Origin of the sequence: Pedobacter sp. SAFR-022 (assembly GCF_051965375.1) — a bacterium.
Lineage (GTDB): Bacteria > Bacteroidota > Bacteroidia > Sphingobacteriales > Sphingobacteriaceae > Pedobacter.
On sequence record NZ_JBQCME010000003.1, the window covers coordinates 193605 to 218306 of the forward strand.

The window sequence follows — 24702 nt, forward strand, 5'->3', positions numbered from 1 at the left end:
TATCAATACCCCTTATCATTTAAAACAACCTCAAAAAAGAAAGAGGCCGTATCATTGAAAGATGATCGGCCTCTTTTTTTGTTGATAGTTTTTTGTTATTCAGCGGTTCTTGATCATCAAGTGTAGAAAGTGGTGCTTCGTTGAAGCTTTTGAGGACAAAACACGCAAAAGCAGGCTTTTTATGCTGCTTTTTTCCTTAAGTTTTGTGCTATCGCGAGTAAACCCCATTCGATCTCGACTTTTTCTTTACCTCGGAGCATGAAGCGGCGGAACCCATGGTTCTGTTTGATATTTGCGAAGACTGGCTCAACATCAAAGCATCGTTTCTTTCGATGCCTTATTCCCTGCTCGCTGTTGAGTCGCTCATGAGCCTGTTGTTTTTGTCTTTTTAGATTTACATTGATCTCGATGATCCGATTGGTTTTAGATTTATGGCAAGCTCCATTCAAAGGACAGCTAGTACAGCTTTTCGCTTGATATTGCCTGTAGGTCTGTATGAACCCGTTGCCGGTCTTATGACTTCTGTCACCAATATATTCCATTTGCTGGCCCATTGGGCAGATATATACATCTTGTTGCTCGTTGTAAAAAAGTCTATCAACATGGAACGGATACTTGTTTTTATAAGTCTCATTTTGGCCTTTATCGAACGTGTTGTACTTCACATATGCCTTAACTTGTCTTCCTTCCAATATGGTGTAATTTTCTTCTGATCCATATCCAGCATCTGCGGTAAGGGTATCAGGAGCCTTACCGAAGCTACGCTCATGCTGCTCCAGATGGGCTTTTAAGGTTAGTGCGTCTGTAGGATTTGGATGGATGGTGTAATTAACGATATACTGGTTGGAGGTGGATATCTGTACATTGTACCCTGGCTTTAATTGGCCATTTAACATGTGATCCTCTTTCATGCGCATGAAAGTAGCGTCTGTGTCTGTCTTGCTGTAGCTATTGCGCTCTCCCAGAGTGGCTTCCTGCTTTTCATATTTGGCAATGTTTTCCGGAAAGTTCTTATTGATATACCTCAGCTTGGCTTTAACTTTCTTATCAACCTGGTCATTTTCTGCAAGCAACTTATTGAGCTTTTCAACGGTGGCATTCACACTTTCGGGATTGATAGTAGTGAGATCAGGTGGTTCAGGCATCCGATCTTCATCAGCAGCGACATGCTGGGCGTAGTTCCAGATATCCTCCAGCTGCTTTTTCATCTTCTCTTTATTGGTCTGGATTGATTTCTTCCAAACAAAGGTGTATTTGTTGGCATTTGCCTCAATCTTGGTTCCATCGGTATAAACCTGATCTATGCTTAAAAGCCCTTCGGTGGCCAGTAATTGAACAACTTCTTCAAACACCGAGCGCAGTGCATGCTATTAGTTACATAACCATAAACCAGCACCTTCAAAAGCAATAAAGGATGATAATTAGATCCACCCCTGATGTGATAAGCTTTTAAAAGCGGCTCAAGATTGATCCGATTAATCACATCATTGACAACGCGGACAGAATGATCCGCAGAAATTAAGTCGTCCAGACTCGGGGGAAGCATCACCAATTGATTCTGGTGATAGGGCCTGAAAGTAGGTCTTTTTACTGCCATTTCCTGTATGTTTTGTACTTAAAAATAAGAAAAACAGCCCTTTAAAGCAAGTAAAAGCAACCATTTAGTGCCTGAAAAAACACCTGTAGAAAAAACCATTATATAAAAAAAGAGCCTGATCATGATTTATGATACAGGCTCTTTCTTTTTTGGAATATTACTTGATTAGATATTAGTTGAAGTTGTAACGTACTCCGAACTGCATGTAATAAGTAGAATTAAAGCTTTGTGTTGTACCGAAGGTAGATCTTACCAGATCACCACCAGATTGAGCCATGTTGAAGATTGGAGCCTGAGTAGCGCTGATTGCGTTTGTGTTTGTAGGAACTAAAATAGAACTGTTTCTAATTAAGTCATAAGTTCCCCAATTACGGTTAATCAGGTTTCCTACGTTAAAGATATCAGCAGTAAACTGGAATGAATTCTTGGTACCGCCTACGTTTTTAAATACCTCTTGTACCAATCTGAAGTCAAACTGGTTTCTCCAAGGAGATTTAGCACCATTCCGCTCTGCATACTGACCTCTACGTTTAGACAAATATTCATCCTGATCGATGTAGGCCTGGAAAGCTTCGCTCTGCTGCGCTGCAGTGAACACAACTCTCTGGCTTGTACCAGTACCTGTAGTAATGTCTGCAAACTCAATATCATTTGCATCTCTAGGGATGTAAATCAAGTCATTACCACTTTGACCATCACGGTTGAAGTCAGATGAATAAACATAAGAGAATCTACCTTGCTGCGAACCTTCATAGAATAGTGAGAACGAAGTCGCTAAGTTTCCTAACCATTCTTTACGGTAAGAAACGTTTGCAATTATACGGTCTGGTGTTAAGTTACTTGAGTAACTTAAAGTAGGGCTATTCGGGTTAGTTGATGTCGGTGGAATAGACCACAGGTTTAATAACTGGTCACCACCTTGGTCACCATAGTTACGCTGGTCTGATTTGGTATACGCAACCATTAAGCCAAGACCATTGCTAAAGTTTTTAGTTAGCTGTGCAGTAGCCATCCAGTTGTATCCGCCTTTAGCATTGGTCATCTCAATCACGTTATTGGCTACATTGCCATTAGGATCAATAATACCTGCAGAAGTTGTATTTACGAATTGCTTTGCATTATTAGAGTTTGCAAAAAATGGTCTGTTATCAGATGAATTCGGGTTGTTTAACTGAACAGGATCTTTCAGATTCACGTTTTTCGCAACGGCAACGTTGAGGTCCTTGCCATAAATACCTTCAAGTGTTCCCACAATGCCCAGTGGTAATCTGAAATCAACTGCTAAACTTGATTTCCAAGTTTGAGGAAATTTAAGGTCTGAAGAGATCGAGCTGATGGTGCCTGGCATGGTTAAACCTGCTTCAGCTTTAGGCGAAGTTAAGTTTGGAGCAATACTCGGGTTAAAGAAAGGAACATCGGTACCTGTGTAGCTTTGGGTGTATTGTAACAATCCAGCGTCGCCTGATTGAGATACAATCCATACAAATGGAATACGGCCGGTGAAGATACCAGTACCACCACGCAATTGCAGCGAGCGATCCCCATTTACATCCCAGTTAAAACCAAAACGTGGAGAGTAGGTCATTCTGGATTCAGGTAAAGAACCTGTATTGATGGTTTTACCACCTGCAAAGGTTTGTTGTGCTACCAATGGATGGGTTTTAACCTCAGAGACGTCCGGATAAGTAGCTTGTTCGAACCTGATACCTCCGGTTAATTTTAAACGGTCGGATACGTTAAATTCATCCTGCAGGTAAGCAGAGTATTGTGCGAACTTAAAGCTCGGGAATGCCTGAGAACCGTCTGCGGTTAGAGGATAGGTAACCGAATATTGTAAAGGTCTTTGATTGTTTACGAAATCATTCCAGGAAGCGAAGGTGTAGAAACCTGTTCCGAAACGTTGGAAACCATTCTTAGTCGTAGAAAACTCAGCCTGCAAACCTAGTGTTAAATTGTGTTTACCTAATGCGATATTTAAGTCGTCACTGTAGGTATAAGTCTCCACATCTCTTAAGTTTCCATAAGTGAAGGCTTCGTATCCGAATGTAGTAAGCACGCTACCAACATTTCTTCCTGAAGGTGTACCATCAAGGATATCCACCATCGGGAACAAGGCACTCTCAGAGTTTCTTGGATCATTCTGGTTTGTATAAGTAACGCGGGCAATGTTGGTAACCTTACTGCCGAAGGTAGAGTTTAACTCTGCCACTGCAGAGTAAAGGTTGGCAGCAGTAAAGTAGTTGGAATTCGAGAACGGCAAACCTGCGTTCGGGTTATTACCAGATCTGTTATTTACATAACCGCCGATTGTTGGCACTCCTGAACCAGTTACTGAGGTACTAGCTGAACTTGGAGTCTGGCTTTCTACCTGGTTGTAACGGATGCTGAAGCGGTGGTTGTTGTTAATGTTCCAGTCTAATCTTGCGAATAACTTTTCGTTATCACTCACATTGCTGTAACCTTGGTAGATACCAGGATCATAACCATATCTATTCAAAAGGTATGATTTAACCTCATCCATGAAAGATGCAGTCGTTTTGGTTACTGTAGAAACGGAACCATAAGGAAGGGCATCCGTCGCAGCAATCCTAGGTGTTCCCGGCTGTATAGTTTTCTTTTTCTCAGCGTTCACAAAAAAGAACAATTTGTCTTTAATGATCGGGCCACCTAAGCTAAATCCATAGTTCTTCTCGTCGAAGCTCTGAACTTGAGCATCAGGAATTCTGAAATCTTTAACACGTTTACCTTGTTGCTCTTCGCCACGCATGGTAAAGAAAGCATTTCCGAAGAATGTGTTTGTACCTGAACGGGTTACAGCATTCACAGAACCACCGGTGAATCCTGACTGACGCACATCATAAGGTGTTACGTTCACAGAGATCTGCTCCAATGCATCAATTGAAATTGGAGAACCGTTCGCTGGAACGTTCTGACCAATACCGAACTGGTTGTTAAAGTTTGCACCATCCACGCTAAAGTTGTTTGAACGGAAGTTACCACCGCCGATTCCGTTGTTTCCACCTGCCTGCGGTGTTAAACGGGTTAAGTCGTTTACACTTCTGCTAATGGTTGGAAGGTTTTGGATCTGAGCTCTGGTAACAACGGTCGAAGAACCGCTTTTGTTAGAGTTCATGATGGCATTTGGCTGATTACCAACTACTCTTACTTCCGCAAGTTGAGCAGCATCATCAGCAATAACAACGTTCAGAACGTAAGGCTCACCTAATTTCAGGTAAATGTTCTCGAACTTCTTTGTGCTGTAGCCTACGTAGCTAACCTCAATGGTGTAAGGTCCGCCTACGCGAGCGTTGGCAATGGAAAAACGACCGTCATTGTTCGTGGTCAAGCCATAAACAGTTCCGGTTGGCACGTGAATTGCCTTGACACTTGCCCCTGGCAGGGCCTGTGTGGCATCTTTCACCGTACCTGTTATCGAAGATGTGGTCACCTGCGCTTGCGAAACTGTGCAGAAACCTACAAAAGCGATAACAATTACTACAATCCGAGATAGTAAAGATTTCATCATACTTTTTTTTTAAAATAAGTGTGTGTTTTTGTGTTAATTGTGATAAAACGCCGCAAAGGTAATTATTTATTTATCACGCATTTAGTTTCGCATGTTAATTTTATATTAACTACACGCTTTTTTTCAACAAGAGCTTATTTTTTCAACATTCCTTCTCGAAATACTCTACAGAAATTGAATTATTATAGATTCTGTATATGTAAACAGAGAACTCCTGGCGCAGGAGGCACTTGCATCTTTCGCCTGTACCTTATCAACTCCCGGGATTTCAGAATTAGCACTTTAACTCGACTGCATTGGTTAAAGAAGCTTTTTGCTTGTATATAAAAAGCTGCAGCAGTCATCTTTTCTGTAACATCTGTATTCAAAATCACAATTCATCGCAGAACCAGATGGGCATCGCCAATTCCTAAAGTATTTTTTCTAATTTTGCGAGGTACTAAGTATTATTCCTTTATTTTAAGATATGAACTACGATGTGATTATAATAGGCAGCGGTCCGGGTGGATATGTTGCTGCGATCAGAGCTTCTCAATTAGGTTTAAAAACTGCCATTGTAGAGCGTGAATCTTTAGGTGGGATCTGCCTTAACTGGGGATGTATTCCAACTAAAGCGCTTTTAAAAAGTGCACAGGTTTTTGAATACATCAATCATGCTGCTGACTATGGCATTAAAACAGCACCTGCAGAAGCTGACTTCGGCGCAGTAATCAAACGCAGCCGTGGTGTTGCTGATGGTATGAGCAAAGGTGTTCAGTTCCTGATGAAGAAAAATAAAATTGAAGTGATCATGGGAACCGCTAAGGTTAAGCCGAACAACAAAGTTGAAGTTCGTGCTGCTGATGGTTCTCAGAAAGAGATCACTGCTCCTCATATTATCGTTGCTACTGGAAGCAGATCAAGAGAATTGCCTAACCTTAAACAGGATGGTAAAAAGATCATTGGCTACAGACAGGCGATGAACCTGCCACAGCAGCCTAAATCGATGGTTGTTGTTGGATCTGGCGCTATCGGTGTTGAGTTCGCTTATTTCTATGCGACTATGGGTACCAAGGTGACCATCGTTGAATTCCTGGACAACATCGTTCCGGTTGAAGACGAAGATGTTTCAAAACAGTTATTGCGCAACTTCAAAAAAGCTGGCATCAATGTGATGACCTCTTCTACTGTGGAGTCTGTAGATACTTCAGGCGCTGGCTGCAAAGTACAGGTTAAAACTGCTACTGGAACAGAAGTGCTTGAGGCGGATATCGTATTGTCTGCAGTAGGTATTGTTGCTAACCTGGAAAACATTGGTCTGGAAGAAACCGGTATCAAAACTGAAAAAGGTAAGATCGTTGTTGATGAGTTCTACCGTACCGGCGTAAAAGGATACTATGCTATTGGTGATGTGGTAACTGGTCAGGCATTGGCACACGTTGCTTCTGCAGAAGGAATCATCTGTGTAGAGAAAATTGCTGGTCACCATCCAGAGCCTTTAGATTACAATAACATCCCAGGATGTACTTACTGCACACCTGAAATTGCTTCGGTAGGTTATACAGAGAAAGCTGCAAAAGCTGCAGGTTACGAACTTAAAGTTGGTAAATTCCCATTCTCTGCATCTGGTAAAGCAAGTGCGGCCGGTGCAAAAGATGGTTTCGTTAAAGTGATCTATGATGCAAAATACGGCGAATTGCTAGGTGCACACTTGATCGGTGCGAACGTAACGGAAATGATCGCAGAGATCGTGGTAGCAAGAAAACTAGAAACCACAGGTCATGAAATCCTGAAAGCTGTTCACCCACACCCCACCATGAGCGAAGCCATTATGGAAGCTACCGCTGACGCCTACGGTGAAGTGATCCACTTGTAGAATTCCTGAACGAACAATAAAATAATCGATAAAACCCCCGGCCTAAATCCGGGGGTTTTCTATTTTTACAGCAAATCATAAGCAAACATGAAGTTACATACCATTGAAACCGGATTATTTAAACTTGACGGCGGTGCCATGTTCGGCGTAGTACCTAAAACCATCTGGCAAAAGACCAATCCTGCGGACGACAATAACCTTTGCACCTGGGCCATGCGTTGCCTGCTGATTGAAGATGGTGACCGGCTGACGCTTATCGATACCGGTATTGGCGATAAACAGGACAGCAAGTTCCTGGGACATTATCACCTGCATGGCGAGGACAGCATGGACAAGTCGCTTGCGGCACTTGGATTTAACCGTTCAGACATTACGGACGTGTTCCTCACCCACCTGCACTTCGACCATTGTGGCGGTGCCATTGTGCGTGATGGCGAAAAGCTGAAGCCTGCCTTTGAACGCGCGACTTACTGGAGCAATGAAAAGCATTGGGACTGGGCGGTACATCCGAATGACCGGGAGAAAGCGTCTTTCTTGAAGGAAAACATCCTGCCGATCCAGGAAAGCGGACAACTGCAGTTTGTTCCCGATGAAGAGGGTCGAACGTTTCAGGATAATGTAAAGATCAGGTTTGCCTATGGCCATACGGACGCCATGATGTTACCACAGATCAGTTATAAAGGGCATACGATTGTCTACATGGCAGACCTGCTGCCTTCTGTAGGACATCTTCCGATCCCTTATGTCATGGCATATGACATGTTTCCCTTGAAAACACTTGTAGAGAAAAAAGCATTTTTAGAGGAAGCTGTTGCGAATAACTATATTCTTTTTCTGGAACATGATGGTGTTAATGAATGCTGTACCTTACAGGAAACGGAGAAAGGTGTGCGGGCCAAAGAAATCTTCAAACTTTCTGATCTTTAGACGATAGTGTAAAGTTCGCACAATGAAATTAAATTTTTAACGTTGTGTGCGGCTGTTGTACAATGCCGCTGCAATGAACTTCTGTATGCTTTTCAAAACAATCTTGGAATAATTTTTGTTGTTTAGTGGACACACATAAATCAGGTGCAAAGTGTAACGTTTACAGGAATTTAAGTTTTAAAATGCCCGGAATTTTCATACTTTTGCACGTTCATACTACATAATAAGGCAGTAACGCACATAAATGAGACAACTCAAGATAACGCAATCCATAACCAACCGTGAGAGTCAATCCCTTGACAAATATCTTCACGAAATTGGTAAAGTAGATTTAATCACGGCAGAAGAAGAGGTAATTTTAGCACGAAAAATACGCGAAGGTGATCAGGCGGCTTTAGAAAGACTAACTAAAACCAACTTGCGTTTCGTGGTTTCTGTGGCTAAGCAATATCAGAATCAGGGTTTAACTTTAGGTGACCTGATCAATGAAGGAAACCTTGGTTTGATTAAAGCGGCGAAACGTTTTGACGAGACCAAAGGATTTAAGTTCATCTCTTATGCTGTTTGGTGGATCCGCCAATCTATTCTGCAAGCGATTGCAGAGCAAAGCCGTATTGTACGTCTCCCATTAAACCAGGTAGGTTCCCTGAGTAAGATCAGTAAAGCTTTTTCAAAACTGGAGCAGGAATACGAACGTGAGCCTTCACCAGAAGAACTTGCCGATATCCTTGAAACAACCGTAGAGAAAATCTCCGATACCTTAAGTAACTCTGGTCGCCACGTATCCATGGATGCGCCCTTTGTACAGGGAGAAGAAAATACACTTCTGGATGTATTGGAAAACCATGAGCCAAATACAGACAGCAGTCTGATCAACGAATCACTTTCTGAAGAAATCAAAAGGTCTTTATCCACCCTTACGGAACGTGAGCGTGAGATTATCGTGTTGTTCTTCGGTTTAAGCACCAATCACCCACTTTCCCTTGAAGAGATCGGTGAGAAGTTTAACTTAACCCGTGAACGTGTACGTCAGATCAAAGACAAAGCGCTACAGCGCCTTCGTCACACCTCGAGAAGTAAAATCCTGAAGTCCTACTTAGGATAGTTTTAGCCCATCCCCGGATCAGCCTATGCTGATCTTTTTTTATAAAGATCCTTTTCTAACCAGAAAACGTTGCCAGACATTTACCTATAACAAGGGCGCTCATCTAAGCGCCCTTTTGCATTTACAGGTAAATTAAAACTGTGATAGTACAGGTTTGGTCTGCATAATATCCTCTATCCTGCTCAGGACTTCCGGTGTTAACAAGGGTACGACATCCAGGGCTGTCAGGTTCTCCTTAAGCTGTTCGGCTTTAGAGGCACCCAGAATTACGGTGCTGACATTCGGATTGGTCAGGCACCAGGCCAGTGACAACCTTGCCAAGGGCACACCCAACTCGTCTGCCAGGCCCTGCAGCTGCTGTGCTTTTGCCAGATTCTGCTCGGCAAGTACAGACTGCTTTAACCATTCCATGCCTTTAAGATCCATACGGGTGTCTTTTACATTACCCTGTGTATACTTCCCGGATAAAAGCCCGGATGCTAGTGGCGACCAGATCGTTGTACCCAGCCCATGTTCTTTAAACAGTAAGAGATAATCTTTTTCTACTTTGGTACGCTCCAGCAGGTTGTATTGCGGCTGTTCCATCGTCGGGCCAATCAGGTGGTATTGTTTGGCAATGCTGATGGCCTCCATGATCTCTGATGCGCTCCATTCCGAAGTACCCCAGTACAGGATTTTACCTTGCTGCAGCAAGGTGTTCATGGCCAGCACCGTTTCTTCAATGGGCGTGTTCTTATCCGGGCGATGGCAGAAGTAAAGATCCAGGTAATCTACCTGCAGTCGCTTCAACGCGGCGTTACATGCTTCAATGACGTGTTTTCTGGAGAGTCCTATCCTATTCGGACCTTTGTTCTCGGTTCCGAAGTAAACTTTACTAGATACCAGGAAAGATTCGCGTTCCCAACCATGCGCCTTTATGATCTTTCCCATCACCTCTTCAGACTTACCTTCCGCATAGCCTTCTGCATTATCAAAGAAGTTGACACCAGCATCGTATGCAAGGCCCATAAGTTCATCAGCGACCTGGTCTGAGATCTGATTTCCGAATGTCAGCCAGCTTCCGAGAGACAGTGCGCTAAGCTGTAAACCGGATTTCCCTAATCTTCTATATTCCATATAATTAAATTTTGTTACTCGATATTACTGCAAAAGAACATACCGGTTTGCATTAAGTTTTTGTTGAGGTAGGGCGTTAAATCATAAAAATGTAATATATTAGAACAAAAGGCAATTGTAAACCATTACATTTCCAGATAACACATCAACACATAAATGAAATTCAGATTATTTATACCACTAGCATTACTTATGAGTTGCCAGACGGTGAAGAAGGTAGAAGAGGTAAAAGGCACCAATAACTTGCTTGAAGATGTTAAGACCTTGTCCTCTGAAGCTTACCAGGGCAGAAAAACCGGAACGGAAGGTGCCGCCATGGCGCGGGCCTATTTAAAAAAGCGAATCGCAGCGCTTGGATTGAGCAGTTTCCCTGCACTATCCGACTTTGAACAAAGCTTCAAAGCCAAGGAACGCAATGGCAGCAGTGTAGACGCAAAAAATGTTGTGGCTTACCTGCCAGGCAAATCATCAAAGATCATCGTAATCTCGGGGCACTATGATCATCTTGGCGTGATTAATAATGAAGTCTATAATGGCGCGGATGACAATGCTTCTGGTGTCGCTGCCCTGTTAAACATCGCTGCGCATTATAAAAAGGAAAAGCCTAATCATACCCTGGTATTTGCTTTCTTTGATGCCGGAGAACTGGACTGGCAGGGATCAAACTACTTTGTTAATCACGCACCATTTGACATGAGCCGGGTGATTTTAAATGTAAACCTTGACATGATCAGCCATAATGAGAAATATGAGCTTTATGCGGCCGGAACATTCAGACATCCGCAATTGCGGAAGTACCTCACGCATACCCAGCCCAAGGTTAAAATTATGCTGGGGCATGACAATCCGGAATTTACCGTAGACGACTGGACCAATCAGAGCGATCAGGGGGCTTTCAATGACAAGGGTATACCTTTTCTTTACTTTGGCGTAGAGGATCATAAAGATTATCACCGGGCAAGTGACGAATTCGAGAACATTAACCAGGAATTTTTCATTGATGCCTCTGAGGCGATATTTGAGATCGTAGACAACCTGGATAAGGATAGGGATATTCAGTCGATGTTCAGGCAAAAGTTACAAATGAGAAAGCAGTAGTGTTTTATGCTCCATCAGATTTTCTATCACTAAAAAGCCAGGCAAGCCTGGCTTTTTAGTGATAGCTGCGTTGATTTGACCTGCAAGCCAAGCTTACTTTATCTTTTGTCTTGTTTCGATCATGCCCACAAAGGTGTTCGGATTTTTAAGTTTTTCTGTCATTGACGGGGAAAGATTCAGCGTCACGCCGTTGCGGCCTTTTACACTCATACTGGCTTGGGTATTTGTAACCCGGCCCGGAGCAAGAATCTCCAGCGCTCTGGCGATGTAATTTTCACTTGCATCATCGAAATCACGCTTTGCATCATCAATCGTGCTGCTTACATCAGGTTTCATCCCAGCATAATACTTGCCTTCATCTCTGGAGTTCAGTGTTTCGAACATGGAGAAATAGACATCATAGCGGTTCTCTATGGTTACGGGAAAGAAGCCTACTGGTTTTCCATAAGTGGTTTCCCCTACTAGCTTCACATTTACATAGGGCTTCAGTGCGTTTATCGTTAACTCACTTGCAGAAGCGGTGTTACCGGTTACAATAAAAACGATATTCTTAACACCGGTCAGTCCGCCTACTTTTTTAAAGCTAGCGGTGTTGCCTGCAATAGAATAGTCGACATTCGCATAAGTGTACATTTGGTTTTTTTCATCAAACCGGATGTTGCCATTCGCATCGGTAAGCGGTTGGTTTCTAAGGATACTGGTGCTGCGATTAATATCCCGCAAGGTCTTGTTGTAAACTTCTTTGTACATCACCCCATTTGCCGTAGCCGGTGCAATGAGGTTGATCAAATGCTCTGCAGTATTTACATAGCCTCCGCCATTGTAGCGAAGATCTACGATCAGATCGGTCAATCCTTCCCGGGCGAACTCTGCAAAAACAGGATCCAGGTTTGTATCAGATGGGTTTGCACCCTCAGGGCTCGTCATTTTGGAGAAGCGGCCAAGGTGCACATACCCCACCTTCTTACCGTTTACTTCGAAAACCTTCTTCTTGTAAACCGGACTACTGTTATAAGAAGCCCGTTCTAAAGTAATATCGAATGCAGTTCCGTCAACTTTGTTCCCTTTTAACTTCGCGGAGCTTTTCGAGTTATCCAGGAGTTCGTTGATCAGGTCTTTTTCCGAGTTAAAGTTTGTACCAATCCGTTTACCGTCGATGGTGGTAATTTCCGCACCTCTGGTAAGGCCCTTTGCAGCAGCAGGAGAACCCGGATACACCGCTTTGATGTAAAGCCGGTAGTTGTTGTCGGTTCCGAAAGCAGAGAAGGAGTAGATGCCCAGGTCAAAGCCAACACCGTCTGTGTTCACCGCACTTTTAGTCACCATAATAGCCTCAGGATTTCTGTCCTCTAGGTCTGAGATATAGGAATATTTGGGATATTCAGGCGCAGATTTATTGTACTCGTAAGGCTGTCCAGTTTCTGCATCTGTACCGTAACGCGTGATCTGGAACAGTTCGGCTTCGTAGCTCAACAGATCTGTTCCCGCGATAAAAGATCTCGGTTTAAAATCTTTATATTCCGGCAGCGCCTCATTCCAGAGGTAGACCTCTTTTGCGTAGTAAAAAATAGAGTCTTTTGTTAGATCAGCTCGCTCGCTTGAAGAGGTGTTCGGTTTTGACGGGTCCGTAGGATCAACTTCAGCATCTGACTTTTTACAGGCTGAAAGACCTACGCATATGATTAATGCAGCTGTAAAGACGCTGCGCATCCAATTGGATTTTATATTCATTTCAAAGAGGTAGCAATGGTTACGGTTTATTAACGTACTTAAGATAAGAAAAGTTTATCTACCGCTAAAAATTTAACACCCAGCTCTGCAGCCATATGGCGATCTGCCTCGGCACGTCCAACTACCAGAACTTCACTAGCCTTCAGCCGGTGTGCGGTCACAAACTTGCTCAGGCTATCATGATCCGGGTTCAGGGTGATTTCGGACTTAAAGAACACCCGGATGTATTGCTCCAGACCATTCCACTCGATCTGCCTGATCTTGTTCAGCTGTTGCTCGGGATCCCCTGCCACAAGTAAGTATATGCTTTTCCGCTCCACCACCAGGTCCTGCATAAACTTCAATACCGGATCAAAAAGCAATAGCTTCAAGGGAAGTTTTGCCGTTTTATTCAGCAGCGCAAAGTTCTCCCTGTACTGTGCTGGTATGGCGAACTTTTCGAAAGTGCTGTCGAGCACCGCTTCTACCCCTTGCTGTTCATAGGTTTCTTTCATAAACTGCACAATGGCGCTGGCATTAAGCTGCTCCGAGTATTCGATGAAAGATGCGAAAAGGTAGTAAACCTGCAGGTGGAAGTCCTTTACGGGATATAAAACATCATCCAGCTCAAAAACAAAAGCCTCATGTTTATCAATATATGCCGATGCTGTCATTACTTAATGGTAAATAAGATGGCTGTTGGTTTATCCAATTGTTCGGGAAGGTAAAATACGCCATTCAAATCGTGTTCCCTACCCAATGCACGCGGGCTTTCATCCGCGCCTAAAGGATACTTCAGGTCGCCTTTAACGAAAATGGCCCATGGACTTTTGACATCTACATCCTGTTGTGGGTAGAAGAACTTCGGCAGATCTAATAGTGCGGGTAAGAGCACCGTAATGTTGAATTCTTCAAACAGCACCAATGATTTGGAAACTTGCGAAACTTCGAAGGCATGCAGCGGTAACAGGCAATCCACGCCATGATCAAGGCAGGTGTTCATCAGGTTATGTGCGATTGCGTCATTCGCTTCACCTAAAGAGATAAAGGTATAAGCTCCGGAACCGAAGGTTGGGGTGTCGCCATAATCGGCTAAGATGACCTCATGCCCTTCGAAAGCTTTAAGTAATTTAAGGGTGCCGGCAGATTTGCCGCCAGTAATCAATATTTTCAATGTGTTTGCTATATAATTAAACCATCTTTCATCGTAACCACGCGGTCGCTGATCTTAGCGAGGCCTTCATTATGTGTTACAATGATAAAAGTCTGTTTAAAGTTTTCACGGAGCGTGATAAAAAACTGATGAAGTGCATCGGCATTCATAGAGTCGAGGTTACCGGAAGGTTCATCAGCGAGTACCACAGTTGGTCTGTTGATCAGCGCACGGGCAACGGCAATACGCTGCTGCTCCCCGCCTGAAAGCTCATTAGGCTTATGCTGTGCACGGTCTCTCAGGCCCAGCATATCGAGCAGTTCCATGGCCTTCAGCTCTGCGTCTTTCTTCTGCACCTTGGCAATGAAGGCTGGGATACAGATGTTTTCCAGGGCTGTAAATTCAGGCAGTAAATGGTGGAACTGGAATACAAAGCCGATGTTCTTATTACGGAATACGGAAACCAGCTCCCCGCTAAGGTTGTTGATCTTGGTGCCATTAAGTTCTACGGTTCCGGAGTCCGGCTTATCCAACGTACCCAGAATATGCAGCAAGGTACTTTTTCCGGCACCCGAGGCACCGATGATGCTAACGATCTCCCCTTTTTCAACTTCAAAGTCTACACCTTTTAAAATGGGTAAACTTCCATACGATTTTCGAACTGCTGTGGCTCTAAGCATATAGCTGCAATAATACAAAACGAATAGCATTAATAAGCCCAAAGCGCCCATCAAAACGTCAAAAAAAACCCAGAAACACGATTATATGTTTTTATAACCGAACTGAAATTGTAGATTTGAAACAAAATAATTCAGCAAATGAACATCCACGAATATCAAGGTAAAGAAATACTAAAGAGTTTTGGTGTTGCCGTTCAAGAAGGCATCGTTGCCGATACAGTTGATCAAGCTGTTGAAGCTGCTAAAAAAATGAAAACTGATTACAACTCTGACTGGGTTGTGATTAAAGCACAGATCCACGCTGGTGGTCGTGGTAAAGGTGGCGGTGTAAAGCTTGCTAAAAACCTGGATGAGGTTAAAGAAAAAGCATCTGCAATTCTTGGAATGCAATTGGTAACTCCTCAAACTGGTCCTGAAGGTAAAAAAGTGAATAAGGTTCTTGTTGCACAGGATGTTTACTATCCAGGTGCTTCAGAAACTAAAGAATTCTATATGAGCGTTCTGTTAAACAGAACAAACGGAACCAACATCATCATGTACTCTACCGAAGGTGGAATGGACATTGAAGAGGTTGCGGACAAAACCCCTCACCTGATTTTCAAAGAAGAAATTGACCCTAAAGTAGGTTTACAAGGATTCCAGGCACGTAAAATTGCTTTCAACCTTGGCTTAACTGGTGCTGCACATAAAGAAATGGTAAAATTCGTTAGCGCACTTTACAAAGCTTACGATGCTACTGACTCTGCAATGTTCGAGATCAACCCGGTATTAAAAACCTCTGACGATAAAATCATTGCTGTTGATGCTAAAGTGAACTTAGATGAGAACGCTTTGTTCCGTCACAAGGATTACGCTGCAATGCGCGACACTGCAGAAGAAGATCCGACAGAAGTTGAAGCAAGTGCATCTAACCTGAACTATGTGAAACTTGACGGTAACGTTGGTTGCATGGTAAACGGTGCTGGTCTTGCGATGGCAACGATGGATATCATTAAAATTGCTGGTGGTGAGCCTGCTAACTTCCTTGACGTGGGTGGAACAGCAAATGCGGAGACCGTTAAAGCTGGTTTTAACATCATTCTTAAAGACCCTAACGTAAAAGCGATCCTGATCAACATCTTCGGCGGTATTGTTCGTTGCGACCGTGTTGCTCAAGGTGTTATTGATGCTTACCAGGAAATTGGTGACGTTCCGGTGCCAATTATCTGCCGTCTGCAAGGTACAAATGCTGAAGAAGCTAAAAAACTTATCGATGAGTCTGGCCTACAGGTTTATTCAGCTATTGCGTTACAAGATGCCGCTAACCTGGTAACTAAAGTATTAGCATAGTATTCTAATTTATATAATATGAAACGCCGGCCAGCATTAATTTGCTGGCCGGTTTTTTTATAGGGCGCTTTTGCCGGAATTCCTTATTTTTGACTGGCTCCATAAAAAGACATGATTCCATAACAAAGACATGATTAAAAGAGAAAAAGTAAAAGACTTATTAGAAACGACCGAATTTGACAGAGAAGTAACCGTGATGGGTTGGGTTCGTACCTTCCGCAACAACCAGTTTATTGCGATAAATGACGGCTCTTGTATGGGTAACATACAGATTGTGGTTGATTTCAATGATACACCGGAGCAACTACTGAAAAGAATTACAACCGGTGCTGCCTTGGCAGTTACTGGTACCATTGTAGAGTCGATCGGAAAAGGTCAGCGCGTTGATGTTAAAGCAACAAGCATTGAAATCCTGGGCGACAGTGATCCGGAGAAATTTCCATTGCAGCCAAAAAAGCATAGCCTGGAGTTCTTGAGGGAAATTGCGCACCTGCGTTTCCGTACCAATACCTTTAATGCGATTTTCAAAGTAAGACACGCACTGGCTTTTGCCATTCACAAGTTTTACAACGAGCGTGGCTTCGTATATATGCATACCCCGGTTATCACCGCCTCTGATGCGGAAGGTGCCGGAGAGATGTTCAAGGTGACTACCCTGGATTTTGAGAATACACCACGAACTGAGGACGGTAAAGTAGATTTCTCTGAAGACTTCTTCGGAAGAGCAACTAACCTGACGGTATCTGGTCAATTGGAAGGTGAGCTTGCAGCCATGTCCTTCGGGCAGATCTATACCTTCGGTCCTACGTTCCGTGCAGAGAACTCTAATACCACACGCCATTTGGCGGAATTCTGGATGATTGAGCCAGAGGTCGCATTCGCTGATCTGGAAGACAACATGCAGCTCGCAGAAGACATGATGAAGTATGTCATCAGCTATGCGCTGGAAAACTGTAAAGAAGAAATTGAGTTCCTGAACAACCGTTTACTGGAAGAAGAGAAATCTAAACCGCAGAATGAGCGTAGCGCCATGTCCCTGATCGAGAAACTAAACTTCTGTCTGGACAACGAATTTGAACGCTTAACCTATACAGAAGCAATACGGATTTTACGTTCTTCTAAACCAAACCAAAAGAAGCAGTTCAAATATCTTATTGATGAATGGGGCGCGGATTTGCAGTCAGAACACGAACGTTACCTGGTTGAGAAGCACTTCAAAAAGCCTGTGATCCTTACGGACTACCCTGCTGATATTAAGTCGTTCTACATGCGTCAGAATGAGCCGGATGAGCAAGGGCGCCAGACGGTTGCTGCAATGGACATCCTTTTCCCTGGCATTGGCGAAATGATCGGTGGTTCACAGCGTGAAGAGCGCCTGGAGAAGCTAACGCAACGTATGGAGCAGCTTGGCATTCCGCAGGATGAGATGTGGTGGTATTTAGATACCCGCCGTTTTGGATCTGCACCGCATGCAGGTTTCGGTCTTGGATTCGAACGTTTGGTACTGTTCGTTACCGGTATGACCAACATCAGAGATGTGATCGCATTTCCAAGGTTCCCTAAGAACGCAGAATTTTAAGATAAGCCGATTGGCTCATGCAAATTACCCATTAAGGGAATTTGCATGAGCATAATCAATGGGCGATACTTTATAATCTGTTGGTGCGAAACTCTTCGCTGTACTCAGCGCCATGCCCAACTCATACTTTATAGGATAAGGTGTTTTCAACAAACTGCCTTCCGGGATATACGGGAAGGTTTCGATGTAAGATTGCATCACATTCGGGCTGATCCTTCTGTTGATGTAAGCTCTTGTAAGCTGGTAAGGATGTCTCAAGCCGGCAGCACCAAGCAACTCGATTGCACTCGCCACCGTTAATCTGTGATAGTTAAATACCCTGGTCTTTTTATCTTCCACAACAAGCCCTTTCATCAAGCTTGGATCCTGAGTGGCAACACCCGTAGGACAGGTATTTGTATTACACTCCAGCGCCTGAATACAACCAATGGCGAACATCATGCCTCTTGCAGAGTTACATAGGTCGGCACCTAAAGCAATATTCTTGATGATATCAAAACCGGAAACCACTTTTCCAGAGGCAATAATCTTAATATGTTTCTTTAGGCCAAAACCTGTAAGCACATCATTTACAAAGGCAACTGCTTCGCGTAAAGGCATACCTACAGCATTGGAGAACTCCTGTGGAGAAGCTCCGGTTCCACCCTCACCGCCATCAACGGTAATGAAATCTACATAGATCCCGGTTTGTACCATGGCCTTGCAGATGGCGAAAAACTCACTCTTACGACCGATACAAAGCTTAATTCCTACAGGTTTTCCACCAGAGAGCGTTCTGAGCTTCTTAACGAAATCCATCAGCTCTAAGGGGGTTGAGAATGCGGAGTGCGCTGGCGGAGACAGTACATCATACCCTTCTTTTACCAGACGGATCCTGGCAATCTCCGGTGTTACCTTTTGTGCGGGTAAGATACCGCCGTGGCCGGGTTTAGCGCCTTGCGATAACTTGATATCAATCATTTTCACCTGCTCCATTTTGGATCGCTCAGCGAAAGCCTCGTCATTGAAGGTACCGTCATGGTGACGGCAACCGAAATATCCTGTACCAATCTGCCAGATCAGGTCGCCCTTCTCGGCTAAATGGTGATCACTGATTCCACCTTCACCGGTGTTATGGGCAAAGTTCCCCATAAAGGCACCTCCGTTAAGTGCACGGATGGCATTCTGGCTCAAGGAGCCAAAACTCATGGCAGAGATGTTAAAGATGCTGGCTGCATAGGGTTGTGTACAATCGGGACCCCCGATCATCACACGAGGGTTCGGGTCCAGTTCATGGTGACTGATGGCGGCAATGCTATGGCTTAGCCACTCGTAACCGTTTTCATAAACATCTAACTGTGTTCCGAAGGGAATGGTGTCGGTTTCTTTTTTCGCACGCTGGTAGATCAGTGAGCGGCTTAAGCGACTGAAAGGTTTACCATTCGTATCACTTTCGATGAAGTATTGGTAGATCTTAGGGCGCAAATCTTCAGCAAAATACCTGAGACGGCCGAAAACAGGATAGTTCCTTACAATGCTATGTTTAGGTTGGTATAAGTCGTAAATACCCAGCAAGACAAATGGACCGATGAAAATATAGGCCCAGAAAAATGGCGGCCAGGCCATGCTAATCATAAAGGTGGCGGTGACCAAAAACGCTGCTATAGCGATAAAAGCTTTCCTCATATTCTAATTATTCAAAACAGATTGCTACAATAGTACATTATATATCAATATGCACACCAAACAATTTCGTAAATTGACCCTATGCTTATCAAGATCTATCCAGAAAACCCTAATCCAAAATTCATAGAACAAGCGGTGGAGGTACTCAAAAACGGCGGTATCATCATTTATCCAACAGACACCATCTATGGTTTAGGTTGTGACATCACCAACCACAAGGCAATTGAACGCATCTGCCGTCTGCGCGGCATTAAGCCAGAGAAAGCAAACTTTTCTTTCATCTGCTCGGACCTGAGTCACATTTCAGATTACATAAAACCGATTGACACCAATGTTTTCCGGGTGTTGAAGAAGGCCCTACCAGGACCTTATACCTTCATTCTCAATGCGAACAACAATGTACCCAAAATGCTAAGTTCCAAGAAAAAGACGGTTGGTATCCGGGTGCCTGATAATAACATTGCCAGGGAGATCGTACGGCTGCTTGGTAATCCCATCCTCTCCACTTCCATCCGTGATGACGATGATGTGCTGGAGTACTCAACCGATCCAGAGTTGATCCAGGAGAAATATCATGATACGGTAGATCTGGTTATCGATGGCGGCTATGGTGGCAACGTGGCGTCAACGGTGATCGATTGCACCTCGGGTGAGTTTGAGGTGATCAGGGAAGGAAAAGGAAGCCTTGAAGATATCCTCTAAATCCAAAGCTTCCAGTGTCCAGTTTATTGGGCAAAGCCCTTCATGAAGTCTTGTATATTTTCTTTAAGGTCGCCACTTTCGATCGCTTTGACGAAAGCGGTACCGATGATCGCACCTCGCGCGTATTGACAAGCCTTATCGAAACTTGCCTGGTCACTGATTCCGAAACCAATCATAGCAGGATTTTTCAACTCCATAGCAGCTACTCTCGAGAAATAGTCTTCAGTAACCTGAGAAAGCGACAGGTTCTTGCCTGTCGTCGCTGAGGAAGAAACCATGTAGATGAAGCCATTAGTAAGCGTATCAATTTTACGAATCCTGTCTGCCGTGGTTTGCGGCGTGATTAGAAAGATGTTGCTGATGCCATATTGCTGAAAGGTGTCTTTGTAGAACTCCTCATATTCCACCATCGGCAGGTCAGGCACGATCAAACCATCAACACCCACTTCCGCACAAGCTTTACAGAAGTTTTCTACCCCGTATTGCAGCAATGGATTCACATAGCCCATAAGCAATACTGGTATCTTCACGAACTTACGTAAGTCTTTAAGTTGTTCAAATAAAATCCTAAGGTCCATACCATTATCCAGCGCTTTCTTACTGCTTGCCTGGATCACCGGACCATCCGCCACGGGATCAGAATACGGGAAGCCGATCTCCAGCATAGCTGCGCCTGCACTTTCCAGCTCTCGGGCAATGGTTAAAGTATCTTGCAGATTAGGATAACCTGCCGTGTAATAAATTGATAATATATTCTTGTTCTTCTCCTGGAATAATTGATTAATTCTATTCATGGTATGCTGTTATAAGCCAAAGTATTTCATGTAAGTTTCCATGTCCTTGTCGCCCCTGCCGGATAAACAAACGACCACATTTTCACCTTCTTTAAGTTCCATCTTCTCCAGCTGCGCCAAGGCGTGTGCACTTTCGATTGCCGGGATGATCCCTTCGAGCTGGGTCAACAACAAGCCTGCGTTCAGCGCTTCTTCATCGGTGATGGAGACATACTGGGCCCGCGTGGTTTTAAACAGATGTGCATGCTGTGGACCTATACCCGGATAATCAAGTCCTGCGGACACGGAAAAAGGTTCCACCACCTGGCCATCTTCCGTTTGCATCAGGATGCTCCTGCTGCCATGGAGTACGCCTTCCTTGCCCAGTGCCGTTGTTGCAGCGGTAAATCCACTGGAAACACCTTTCCCCGCAGCTTCTACAGCAAGCAGCTTTACCTCATTATCGTTGATGAAGTGATAGAACATGCCCATGGCATTGCTACCCCCGCCTACGCAAGCCAGCACATAATCAGGTTGATCATTACCGGTCTGCTCCAACAGCTGCTTTTTTGTTTCTTCAGAAATGATCGACTGGAATAAGGCCACCATATCGGGGTAAGGATGTGGTCCTACTACAGAACCGATGATGTAGTGCGTATCTACAGGATTGTTCACCCAGTCGCGCATGGCCTCGTTGGTGGCATCTTTCAAGGTTTTTGAGCCTGATGTTGCTGGAACAACGGTAGCGCCAAGCATTTTCATCCGGGCAACATTTGGCGCCTGGCGCTGAATGTCGATCTCTCCCATGTAGATCACGCATTCCAGACCACGCAATGCACATACCGTTGCGGTGGCTACCCCATGCTGGCCGGCGCCAGTCTCTGCGATGATCCGCTTTTTACCAAGACGTTCTGCCAGCAGGATCTGCCCGATGGTATTGTTGATTTTGTGTGCGCCAGTGTGGTTCAAATCTTCTCTTTTCAGAAAGATGTTGGCGTGGTATTTTGAGGACAAACGTTTCGCCAGGTATAAGGGCGATGGACGTCCGACATAGTCTTTCAGTAGTTTTTTAAACTCCTCCTGGAAGCTTTCATCATTGATGATGCTCATGTAGTTTTGTCTTAACTCCTCTACATTCGGATAAAGCATTTCAGGAATATAGGCGCCCCCAAAGTCGCCATAATATCCTTTATCATTTACAAAATAATCCATAGCTGGTGTTTTATAGCTGGTTTTTAAATGTTGTTAATTGATCAATATCTTTATAAGCCGGGCTGATCTCAAAGCGGCTGTTTACGTCTACGGCGTACAATCTTGGGTCCATGATTTCCTTTAACTGAGCAACCTGGTCCAGCCCAATGCCGCCGCTCAGGAAATAAGGAACGGGTAATTTGTATTGTTTTAGTAGCGCCCAGTTGAAGGTTTCTCCCGAGCCACCATGTGCTGCAGTCTGCGTATCAAAAAGGAAATAGTCTACGAAGCCCTGGTACTGCTCCAGCAGTTCAAAGTTAAAGTCGTCATTTACACCAAATGCTTTAATAAGCTCAATATCTGGTATCTGAGACTTTAAACACCTACAGAATTCCCCTGATTCGGAGCCATGTAACTGAATTGCTTTCAACTGATAGCGCCTGGCAATACGCAGCAATTCTTCCTGGTTTTCATTTACAAATACACCTGTAGCTTTGATACCGGAGGGCAGCATTTGCACGAGTGCCGGGTCCATCCCGCCCACAAAGCGTTTAGACTTTTGGTAGAAGATAAATCCCATGTAATCCGGTGCCAGTGCTGTAAGCGCTTCGATGTTCCCGGGTTCACGCATACCACAAACTTTCAGTTTCACCCTCATTTTAAGTGCTCAGTAAGGTTTTAAAACTATTCAGTGCCCGCTTGCTCTTCAGCGATGCTTCAGCCTCGTAGAAGCAATCTCCGAAGCTCTTGGTGCCATCAATGGTTTGGATGGCCAAAGCAGCATTACAAAGCACAACATTGTTCTGGGCATCTGTTCCTTCGCCGTTCAATATGGAGGTAAAGATTTTCGCTGAAGATTCCACCGTGTCACCCCCTTTAATGTCGGCCTCCGCCAGCTGTTCGAAGCCAAGATCGGCAACAGCATGTAGCGCCTCACCCTTTGAGGTAAAGGTCTTGAAGTCCGAGGTTAAGGATACCTCGTCGAATCCACCGAGGGCATGAAGAATGGTGTAGTTCTTGTCTGTCTCCTGATACAAATAAGCATATAACCGTGCCAATTCCAGGCTATAAACCCCAACCAGTTGATTTTTTGGTTGCGCTGGATTGCACATTGGTCCGAGCATATTGAAGAAGGTTTTAACACCTAGTTCTTTACGTATCGGTGCTACAATCTTCATTGCCGGGTTAAACAGTGGTGCATGGATAAAACATACCCCTGCCGCATCCAGTGTTCGCTTAAGCTGATCCTGATTGTTGGTAAAGGTGTAGCCCAGGTGCTCCATCACATTTGAAGAACCGCAACCCGAAGACACCCCGTAGTTACCATGTTTGGCGACCTTGTAACCAGCACCTGCCAGTACAAAGGAAGCAAGTGTAGAAATATTGAAGGTGTCCTTCCCATCGCCACCCGTACCACACAGGTCAATAAGCTCGTAATCAGATAGGTCGACCTTGATGCAAAGGTCTAACATCGCGTCGCGGAAGCCTTGCAGCTCTTGTACGGTAATGTTCCGCATGCCGTAAGCAGTGATGAACGCAGCGATCTGAGCACTTTGGTACTCACCGCGGGCAATGGAGATCAGGATTTTCTGTGCTTCAGCTCTGCTGAAGCTCTTGTTTTCGAAAAGATGAGCGAGGATTTTCTTCATGGGTATAAACAAAAAAAGGTTGCCTAATAAAGCAACCCACGTAATTTCTTATAATTAATAAACGAACAACAGGGGTTACACTACGCTTTTGCGTTGTGCCACCACCAAAATTTAAGTCCGCTTGTTTGTATCATCTCTCGCAAATATGGAATTGTTTTTATATAAATCCAATTAATTTCAAAAAATATCCACTACTATGATATTGCAGGGACATCCGCATTGCTATTTACTTGATCAACGCGTTCTTTTCTTTGGTGAAATGTTTAAATACCAGATTGTCTGCAAGTCCCGGCAACAACTTGTTTAACCATACCGTTAGTTTCCCCTGACCGGTCATTACCAGTGTTCTTTTTCTTGCAGCAATACCATCTACAATGATTTTTGCAACCGCTTCAGGGCTCATCATCTTAGCCTCTTCCATGCTCGTCTCCCCATGTGCCTTTCCGTTTTCAGACAGTGCAGCAACACGAATGTTCGAAGACGTGAAACCCGGACAGGCAACCAATACATTTACGCCTGTCTTTAACAATTCGGTCCGCAATGCTTCCATAAAGCCATTCATCGCAAACTTTGAAGCTGAATAGCCTGTCCTGCCCGGTAGCCCGCGGTAACCGGCAATGGAGGAAACGCCAACGATCGTACCTTTGGTCTTCAGGATCTCCGGTAAAGCAAACTTGCTGCAGTAAACCGTACCCCAGAAGTTCACATCCATCAGGTTCTTCAAAACACTCAACTCAAGATCAGCAAATAGCGCACGCATGGACAAACCGGCATTATTGATCAGCACGTCAATGCGGGAAAACGTTAACATCGCCTGTTTGATCAGGAACTGACAGTCTTCTTCAAGGCTTACATCCGCCTGCACAGCAACAGCTTTGATCTGGTACTGCTTTTCCAAGGTTGCGGTAAGCTCGCAAAGCTTCACGTATTGCCTCGCTGCAAGTACCAGGTTCGCACCACGACTGGCCATTTCTATTGCACAAGCTCTTCCAATCCCGGAAGAAGCGCCGGTAATGATGACAATTTTATCTTTAAAATCCATGAATA

The 24702-nt window shown here is 44.2% G+C and carries 19 protein-coding genes and 1 pseudogene; 7 read left to right on the top strand and 13 right to left on the bottom strand.

Annotation, left to right across the window (positions count from 1 at the left end):
- Positions 1 to 179 precede the first annotated feature (179 nt).
- Together ACTHQF_RS09240 and ACTHQF_RS09245 are read right to left on the bottom strand one after the other, a co-directional pair.
- Positions 180 to 1597 (bottom strand): annotated as a pseudogene (locus ACTHQF_RS09240) (IS1182 family transposase).
- A 172-nt stretch (positions 1598 to 1769) separates the two neighbouring features.
- The gene (locus tag ACTHQF_RS09245) at positions 1770 to 5123 is read right to left on the bottom strand and encodes a TonB-dependent receptor (protein WP_440429863.1); all 3354 of its coding nucleotides are present in this window, start codon (positions 5121 to 5123) and stop codon (positions 1770 to 1772) included.
- A gap of 466 nt (positions 5124 to 5589) precedes the next feature.
- Between ACTHQF_RS09245 and lpdA the strand changes: the two genes are divergently transcribed.
- The 3 genes from lpdA to ACTHQF_RS09260 all read left to right on the top strand — a co-directional run bounded on the left by lpdA (position 5590) and on the right by ACTHQF_RS09260 (position 9010).
- A complete protein-coding gene (gene lpdA, locus ACTHQF_RS09250) occupies positions 5590 to 6978 on the top strand; it encodes a dihydrolipoyl dehydrogenase (RefSeq protein ID WP_440429864.1) in 1389 nt (462 codons plus the stop codon).
- Between the two features lie 87 nt (positions 6979 to 7065).
- Positions 7066 to 7905 (top strand): MBL fold metallo-hydrolase, encoded by an 840-nt coding sequence (locus ACTHQF_RS09255; RefSeq protein ID WP_440429866.1) that lies wholly within the window; start codon positions 7066 to 7068, stop codon positions 7903 to 7905.
- Positions 7906 to 8149: 244 nt separating this feature from the next.
- Positions 8150 to 9010 (top strand): sigma-70 family RNA polymerase sigma factor, encoded by an 861-nt coding sequence (locus tag ACTHQF_RS09260; protein ID WP_188625209.1) that lies wholly within the window; start codon positions 8150 to 8152, stop codon positions 9008 to 9010.
- 132 nt (positions 9011 to 9142) lie between these two features.
- On the opposite strand, the gene ACTHQF_RS09265 is transcribed toward ACTHQF_RS09260, so the two are convergent.
- Complete coding sequence (locus ACTHQF_RS09265; protein WP_440429867.1) at positions 9143 to 10126, bottom strand: potassium channel beta subunit family protein; 984 nt, start codon at positions 10124 to 10126, stop codon at positions 9143 to 9145.
- 156 nt (positions 10127 to 10282) lie between these two features.
- Here ACTHQF_RS09265 and ACTHQF_RS09270 point away from each other — a divergent pair, with 156 nt between their 5' ends.
- The gene (locus ACTHQF_RS09270; RefSeq protein WP_440429868.1) at positions 10283 to 11224 is read left to right on the top strand and encodes a M28 family peptidase; all 942 of its coding nucleotides are present in this window, start codon (positions 10283 to 10285) and stop codon (positions 11222 to 11224) included.
- A gap of 93 nt (positions 11225 to 11317) precedes the next feature.
- Here the strand turns inward: ACTHQF_RS09270 and ACTHQF_RS09275 are convergent, their stop codons facing one another.
- From ACTHQF_RS09275 to ACTHQF_RS09290, 4 genes are read right to left on the bottom strand one after another with little or no spacing between them, the layout of a single operon-like run.
- Positions 11318 to 12955, bottom strand: a complete 1638-nt coding sequence (locus tag ACTHQF_RS09275; protein WP_440429869.1) for a S41 family peptidase — start codon at positions 12953 to 12955, stop codon at positions 11318 to 11320.
- A gap of 38 nt (positions 12956 to 12993) precedes the next feature.
- Entirely contained in the window at positions 12994 to 13608 is a 615-nt protein-coding gene (locus tag ACTHQF_RS09280) for an HAD hydrolase-like protein (RefSeq protein WP_440429871.1), read from the bottom strand.
- Positions 13608 to 14108: a hypothetical protein gene (locus ACTHQF_RS09285; RefSeq protein WP_440429872.1), complete on the bottom strand. Its 501-nt coding sequence runs from the start codon at positions 14106 to 14108 to the stop codon at positions 13608 to 13610. Before ACTHQF_RS09285 ends, ACTHQF_RS09280 begins: the two co-directional genes overlap by 1 nt.
- A gap of 8 nt (positions 14109 to 14116) precedes the next feature.
- Positions 14117 to 14767 carry an ABC transporter ATP-binding protein gene (locus tag ACTHQF_RS09290; RefSeq protein ID WP_440429873.1) on the bottom strand — a complete coding sequence of 217 codons (651 nt, stop codon included), beginning with the start codon at positions 14765 to 14767 and terminating at the stop codon, positions 14117 to 14119.
- 138 nt (positions 14768 to 14905) lie between these two features.
- Here ACTHQF_RS09290 and sucC point away from each other — a divergent pair, with 138 nt between their 5' ends.
- Both sucC and asnS read left to right on the top strand, forming a co-directional pair.
- Positions 14906 to 16096, top strand: a complete 1191-nt coding sequence (sucC, locus tag ACTHQF_RS09295; RefSeq protein ID WP_440429874.1) for an ADP-forming succinate--CoA ligase subunit beta — start codon at positions 14906 to 14908, stop codon at positions 16094 to 16096.
- Between the two features lie 130 nt (positions 16097 to 16226).
- Positions 16227 to 17675 (top strand): asparagine--tRNA ligase, encoded by a 1449-nt coding sequence (gene asnS / locus ACTHQF_RS09300; RefSeq protein ID WP_440429875.1) that lies wholly within the window; start codon positions 16227 to 16229, stop codon positions 17673 to 17675.
- A 24-nt stretch (positions 17676 to 17699) separates the two neighbouring features.
- Here the strand turns inward: asnS and ACTHQF_RS09305 are convergent, their stop codons facing one another.
- Complete coding sequence (locus ACTHQF_RS09305; RefSeq protein ID WP_440429876.1) at positions 17700 to 19340, bottom strand: FMN-binding glutamate synthase family protein; 1641 nt, start codon at positions 19338 to 19340, stop codon at positions 17700 to 17702.
- A gap of 81 nt (positions 19341 to 19421) precedes the next feature.
- Here ACTHQF_RS09305 and ACTHQF_RS09310 point away from each other — a divergent pair, with 81 nt between their 5' ends.
- Positions 19422 to 20042, top strand: coding sequence for an L-threonylcarbamoyladenylate synthase (locus ACTHQF_RS09310; protein ID WP_440429877.1), 621 nt, complete (start codon positions 19422 to 19424; stop codon positions 20040 to 20042).
- A gap of 23 nt (positions 20043 to 20065) precedes the next feature.
- Here the strand turns inward: ACTHQF_RS09310 and trpA are convergent, their stop codons facing one another.
- The 5 genes from trpA to ACTHQF_RS09335 all read right to left on the bottom strand — a co-directional run bounded on the left by trpA (position 20066) and on the right by ACTHQF_RS09335 (position 24697).
- Complete coding sequence (gene trpA, locus ACTHQF_RS09315; RefSeq protein WP_440429878.1) at positions 20066 to 20836, bottom strand: tryptophan synthase subunit alpha; 771 nt, start codon at positions 20834 to 20836, stop codon at positions 20066 to 20068.
- Positions 20837 to 20845: 9 nt separating this feature from the next.
- Positions 20846 to 22027 (bottom strand): tryptophan synthase subunit beta, encoded by a 1182-nt coding sequence (gene trpB / locus ACTHQF_RS09320; protein WP_440429879.1) that lies wholly within the window; start codon positions 22025 to 22027, stop codon positions 20846 to 20848.
- 10 nt (positions 22028 to 22037) lie between these two features.
- Entirely contained in the window at positions 22038 to 22664 is a 627-nt protein-coding gene (locus ACTHQF_RS09325; RefSeq protein ID WP_440429880.1) for a phosphoribosylanthranilate isomerase, read from the bottom strand.
- Between the two features lies 1 nt (position 22665).
- Positions 22666 to 23655: an anthranilate phosphoribosyltransferase gene (trpD, locus tag ACTHQF_RS09330; protein WP_440429881.1), complete on the bottom strand. Its 990-nt coding sequence runs from the start codon at positions 23653 to 23655 to the stop codon at positions 22666 to 22668.
- A gap of 226 nt (positions 23656 to 23881) precedes the next feature.
- Positions 23882 to 24697, bottom strand: coding sequence for an SDR family oxidoreductase (locus ACTHQF_RS09335; protein WP_440429882.1), 816 nt, complete (start codon positions 24695 to 24697; stop codon positions 23882 to 23884).
- Positions 24698 to 24702 lie beyond the last annotated feature (5 nt).

What these genes read in the sequence shown, in the direction of transcription:
- ACTHQF_RS09245 (WP_440429863.1), bottom strand. Translation starts at nt 5,123, where the DNA reads ATGATGAAATCTTTACTATCTCGGATTGTAGTAATTGTTATCGCTTTT.
- lpdA (WP_440429864.1), top strand. Translation starts at nt 5,590, where the DNA reads ATGAACTACGATGTGATTATAATAGGCAGCGGTCCGGGTGGATATGTT.
- ACTHQF_RS09255 (WP_440429866.1), top strand. Translation starts at nt 7,066, where the DNA reads ATGAAGTTACATACCATTGAAACCGGATTATTTAAACTTGACGGCGGT.
- ACTHQF_RS09260 (WP_188625209.1), top strand. Translation starts at nt 8,150, where the DNA reads ATGAGACAACTCAAGATAACGCAATCCATAACCAACCGTGAGAGTCAA.
- ACTHQF_RS09265 (WP_440429867.1), bottom strand. Translation starts at nt 10,126, where the DNA reads ATGGAATATAGAAGATTAGGGAAATCCGGTTTACAGCTTAGCGCACTG.
- ACTHQF_RS09270 (WP_440429868.1), top strand. Translation starts at nt 10,283, where the DNA reads ATGAAATTCAGATTATTTATACCACTAGCATTACTTATGAGTTGCCAG.
- ACTHQF_RS09275 (WP_440429869.1), bottom strand. Translation starts at nt 12,955, where the DNA reads ATGAATATAAAATCCAATTGGATGCGCAGCGTCTTTACAGCTGCATTA.
- ACTHQF_RS09280 (WP_440429871.1), bottom strand. Translation starts at nt 13,608, where the DNA reads ATGACAGCATCGGCATATATTGATAAACATGAGGCTTTTGTTTTTGAG.
- ACTHQF_RS09290 (WP_440429873.1), bottom strand. Translation starts at nt 14,767, where the DNA reads ATGCTTAGAGCCACAGCAGTTCGAAAATCGTATGGAAGTTTACCCATT.
- sucC (WP_440429874.1), top strand. Translation starts at nt 14,906, where the DNA reads ATGAACATCCACGAATATCAAGGTAAAGAAATACTAAAGAGTTTTGGT.
- asnS (WP_440429875.1), top strand. Translation starts at nt 16,227, where the DNA reads ATGATTAAAAGAGAAAAAGTAAAAGACTTATTAGAAACGACCGAATTT.
- ACTHQF_RS09305 (WP_440429876.1), bottom strand. Translation starts at nt 19,340, where the DNA reads ATGAGGAAAGCTTTTATCGCTATAGCAGCGTTTTTGGTCACCGCCACC.
- ACTHQF_RS09310 (WP_440429877.1), top strand. Translation starts at nt 19,422, where the DNA reads ATGCTTATCAAGATCTATCCAGAAAACCCTAATCCAAAATTCATAGAA.
- trpA (WP_440429878.1), bottom strand. Translation starts at nt 20,836, where the DNA reads ATGAATAGAATTAATCAATTATTCCAGGAGAAGAACAAGAATATATTA.
- trpB (WP_440429879.1), bottom strand. Translation starts at nt 22,027, where the DNA reads ATGGATTATTTTGTAAATGATAAAGGATATTATGGCGACTTTGGGGGC.
- ACTHQF_RS09325 (WP_440429880.1), bottom strand. Translation starts at nt 22,664, where the DNA reads ATGAGGGTGAAACTGAAAGTTTGTGGTATGCGTGAACCCGGGAACATC.
- trpD (WP_440429881.1), bottom strand. Translation starts at nt 23,655, where the DNA reads ATGAAGAAAATCCTCGCTCATCTTTTCGAAAACAAGAGCTTCAGCAGA.
- ACTHQF_RS09335 (WP_440429882.1), bottom strand. Translation starts at nt 24,697, where the DNA reads ATGGATTTTAAAGATAAAATTGTCATCATTACCGGCGCTTCTTCCGGG.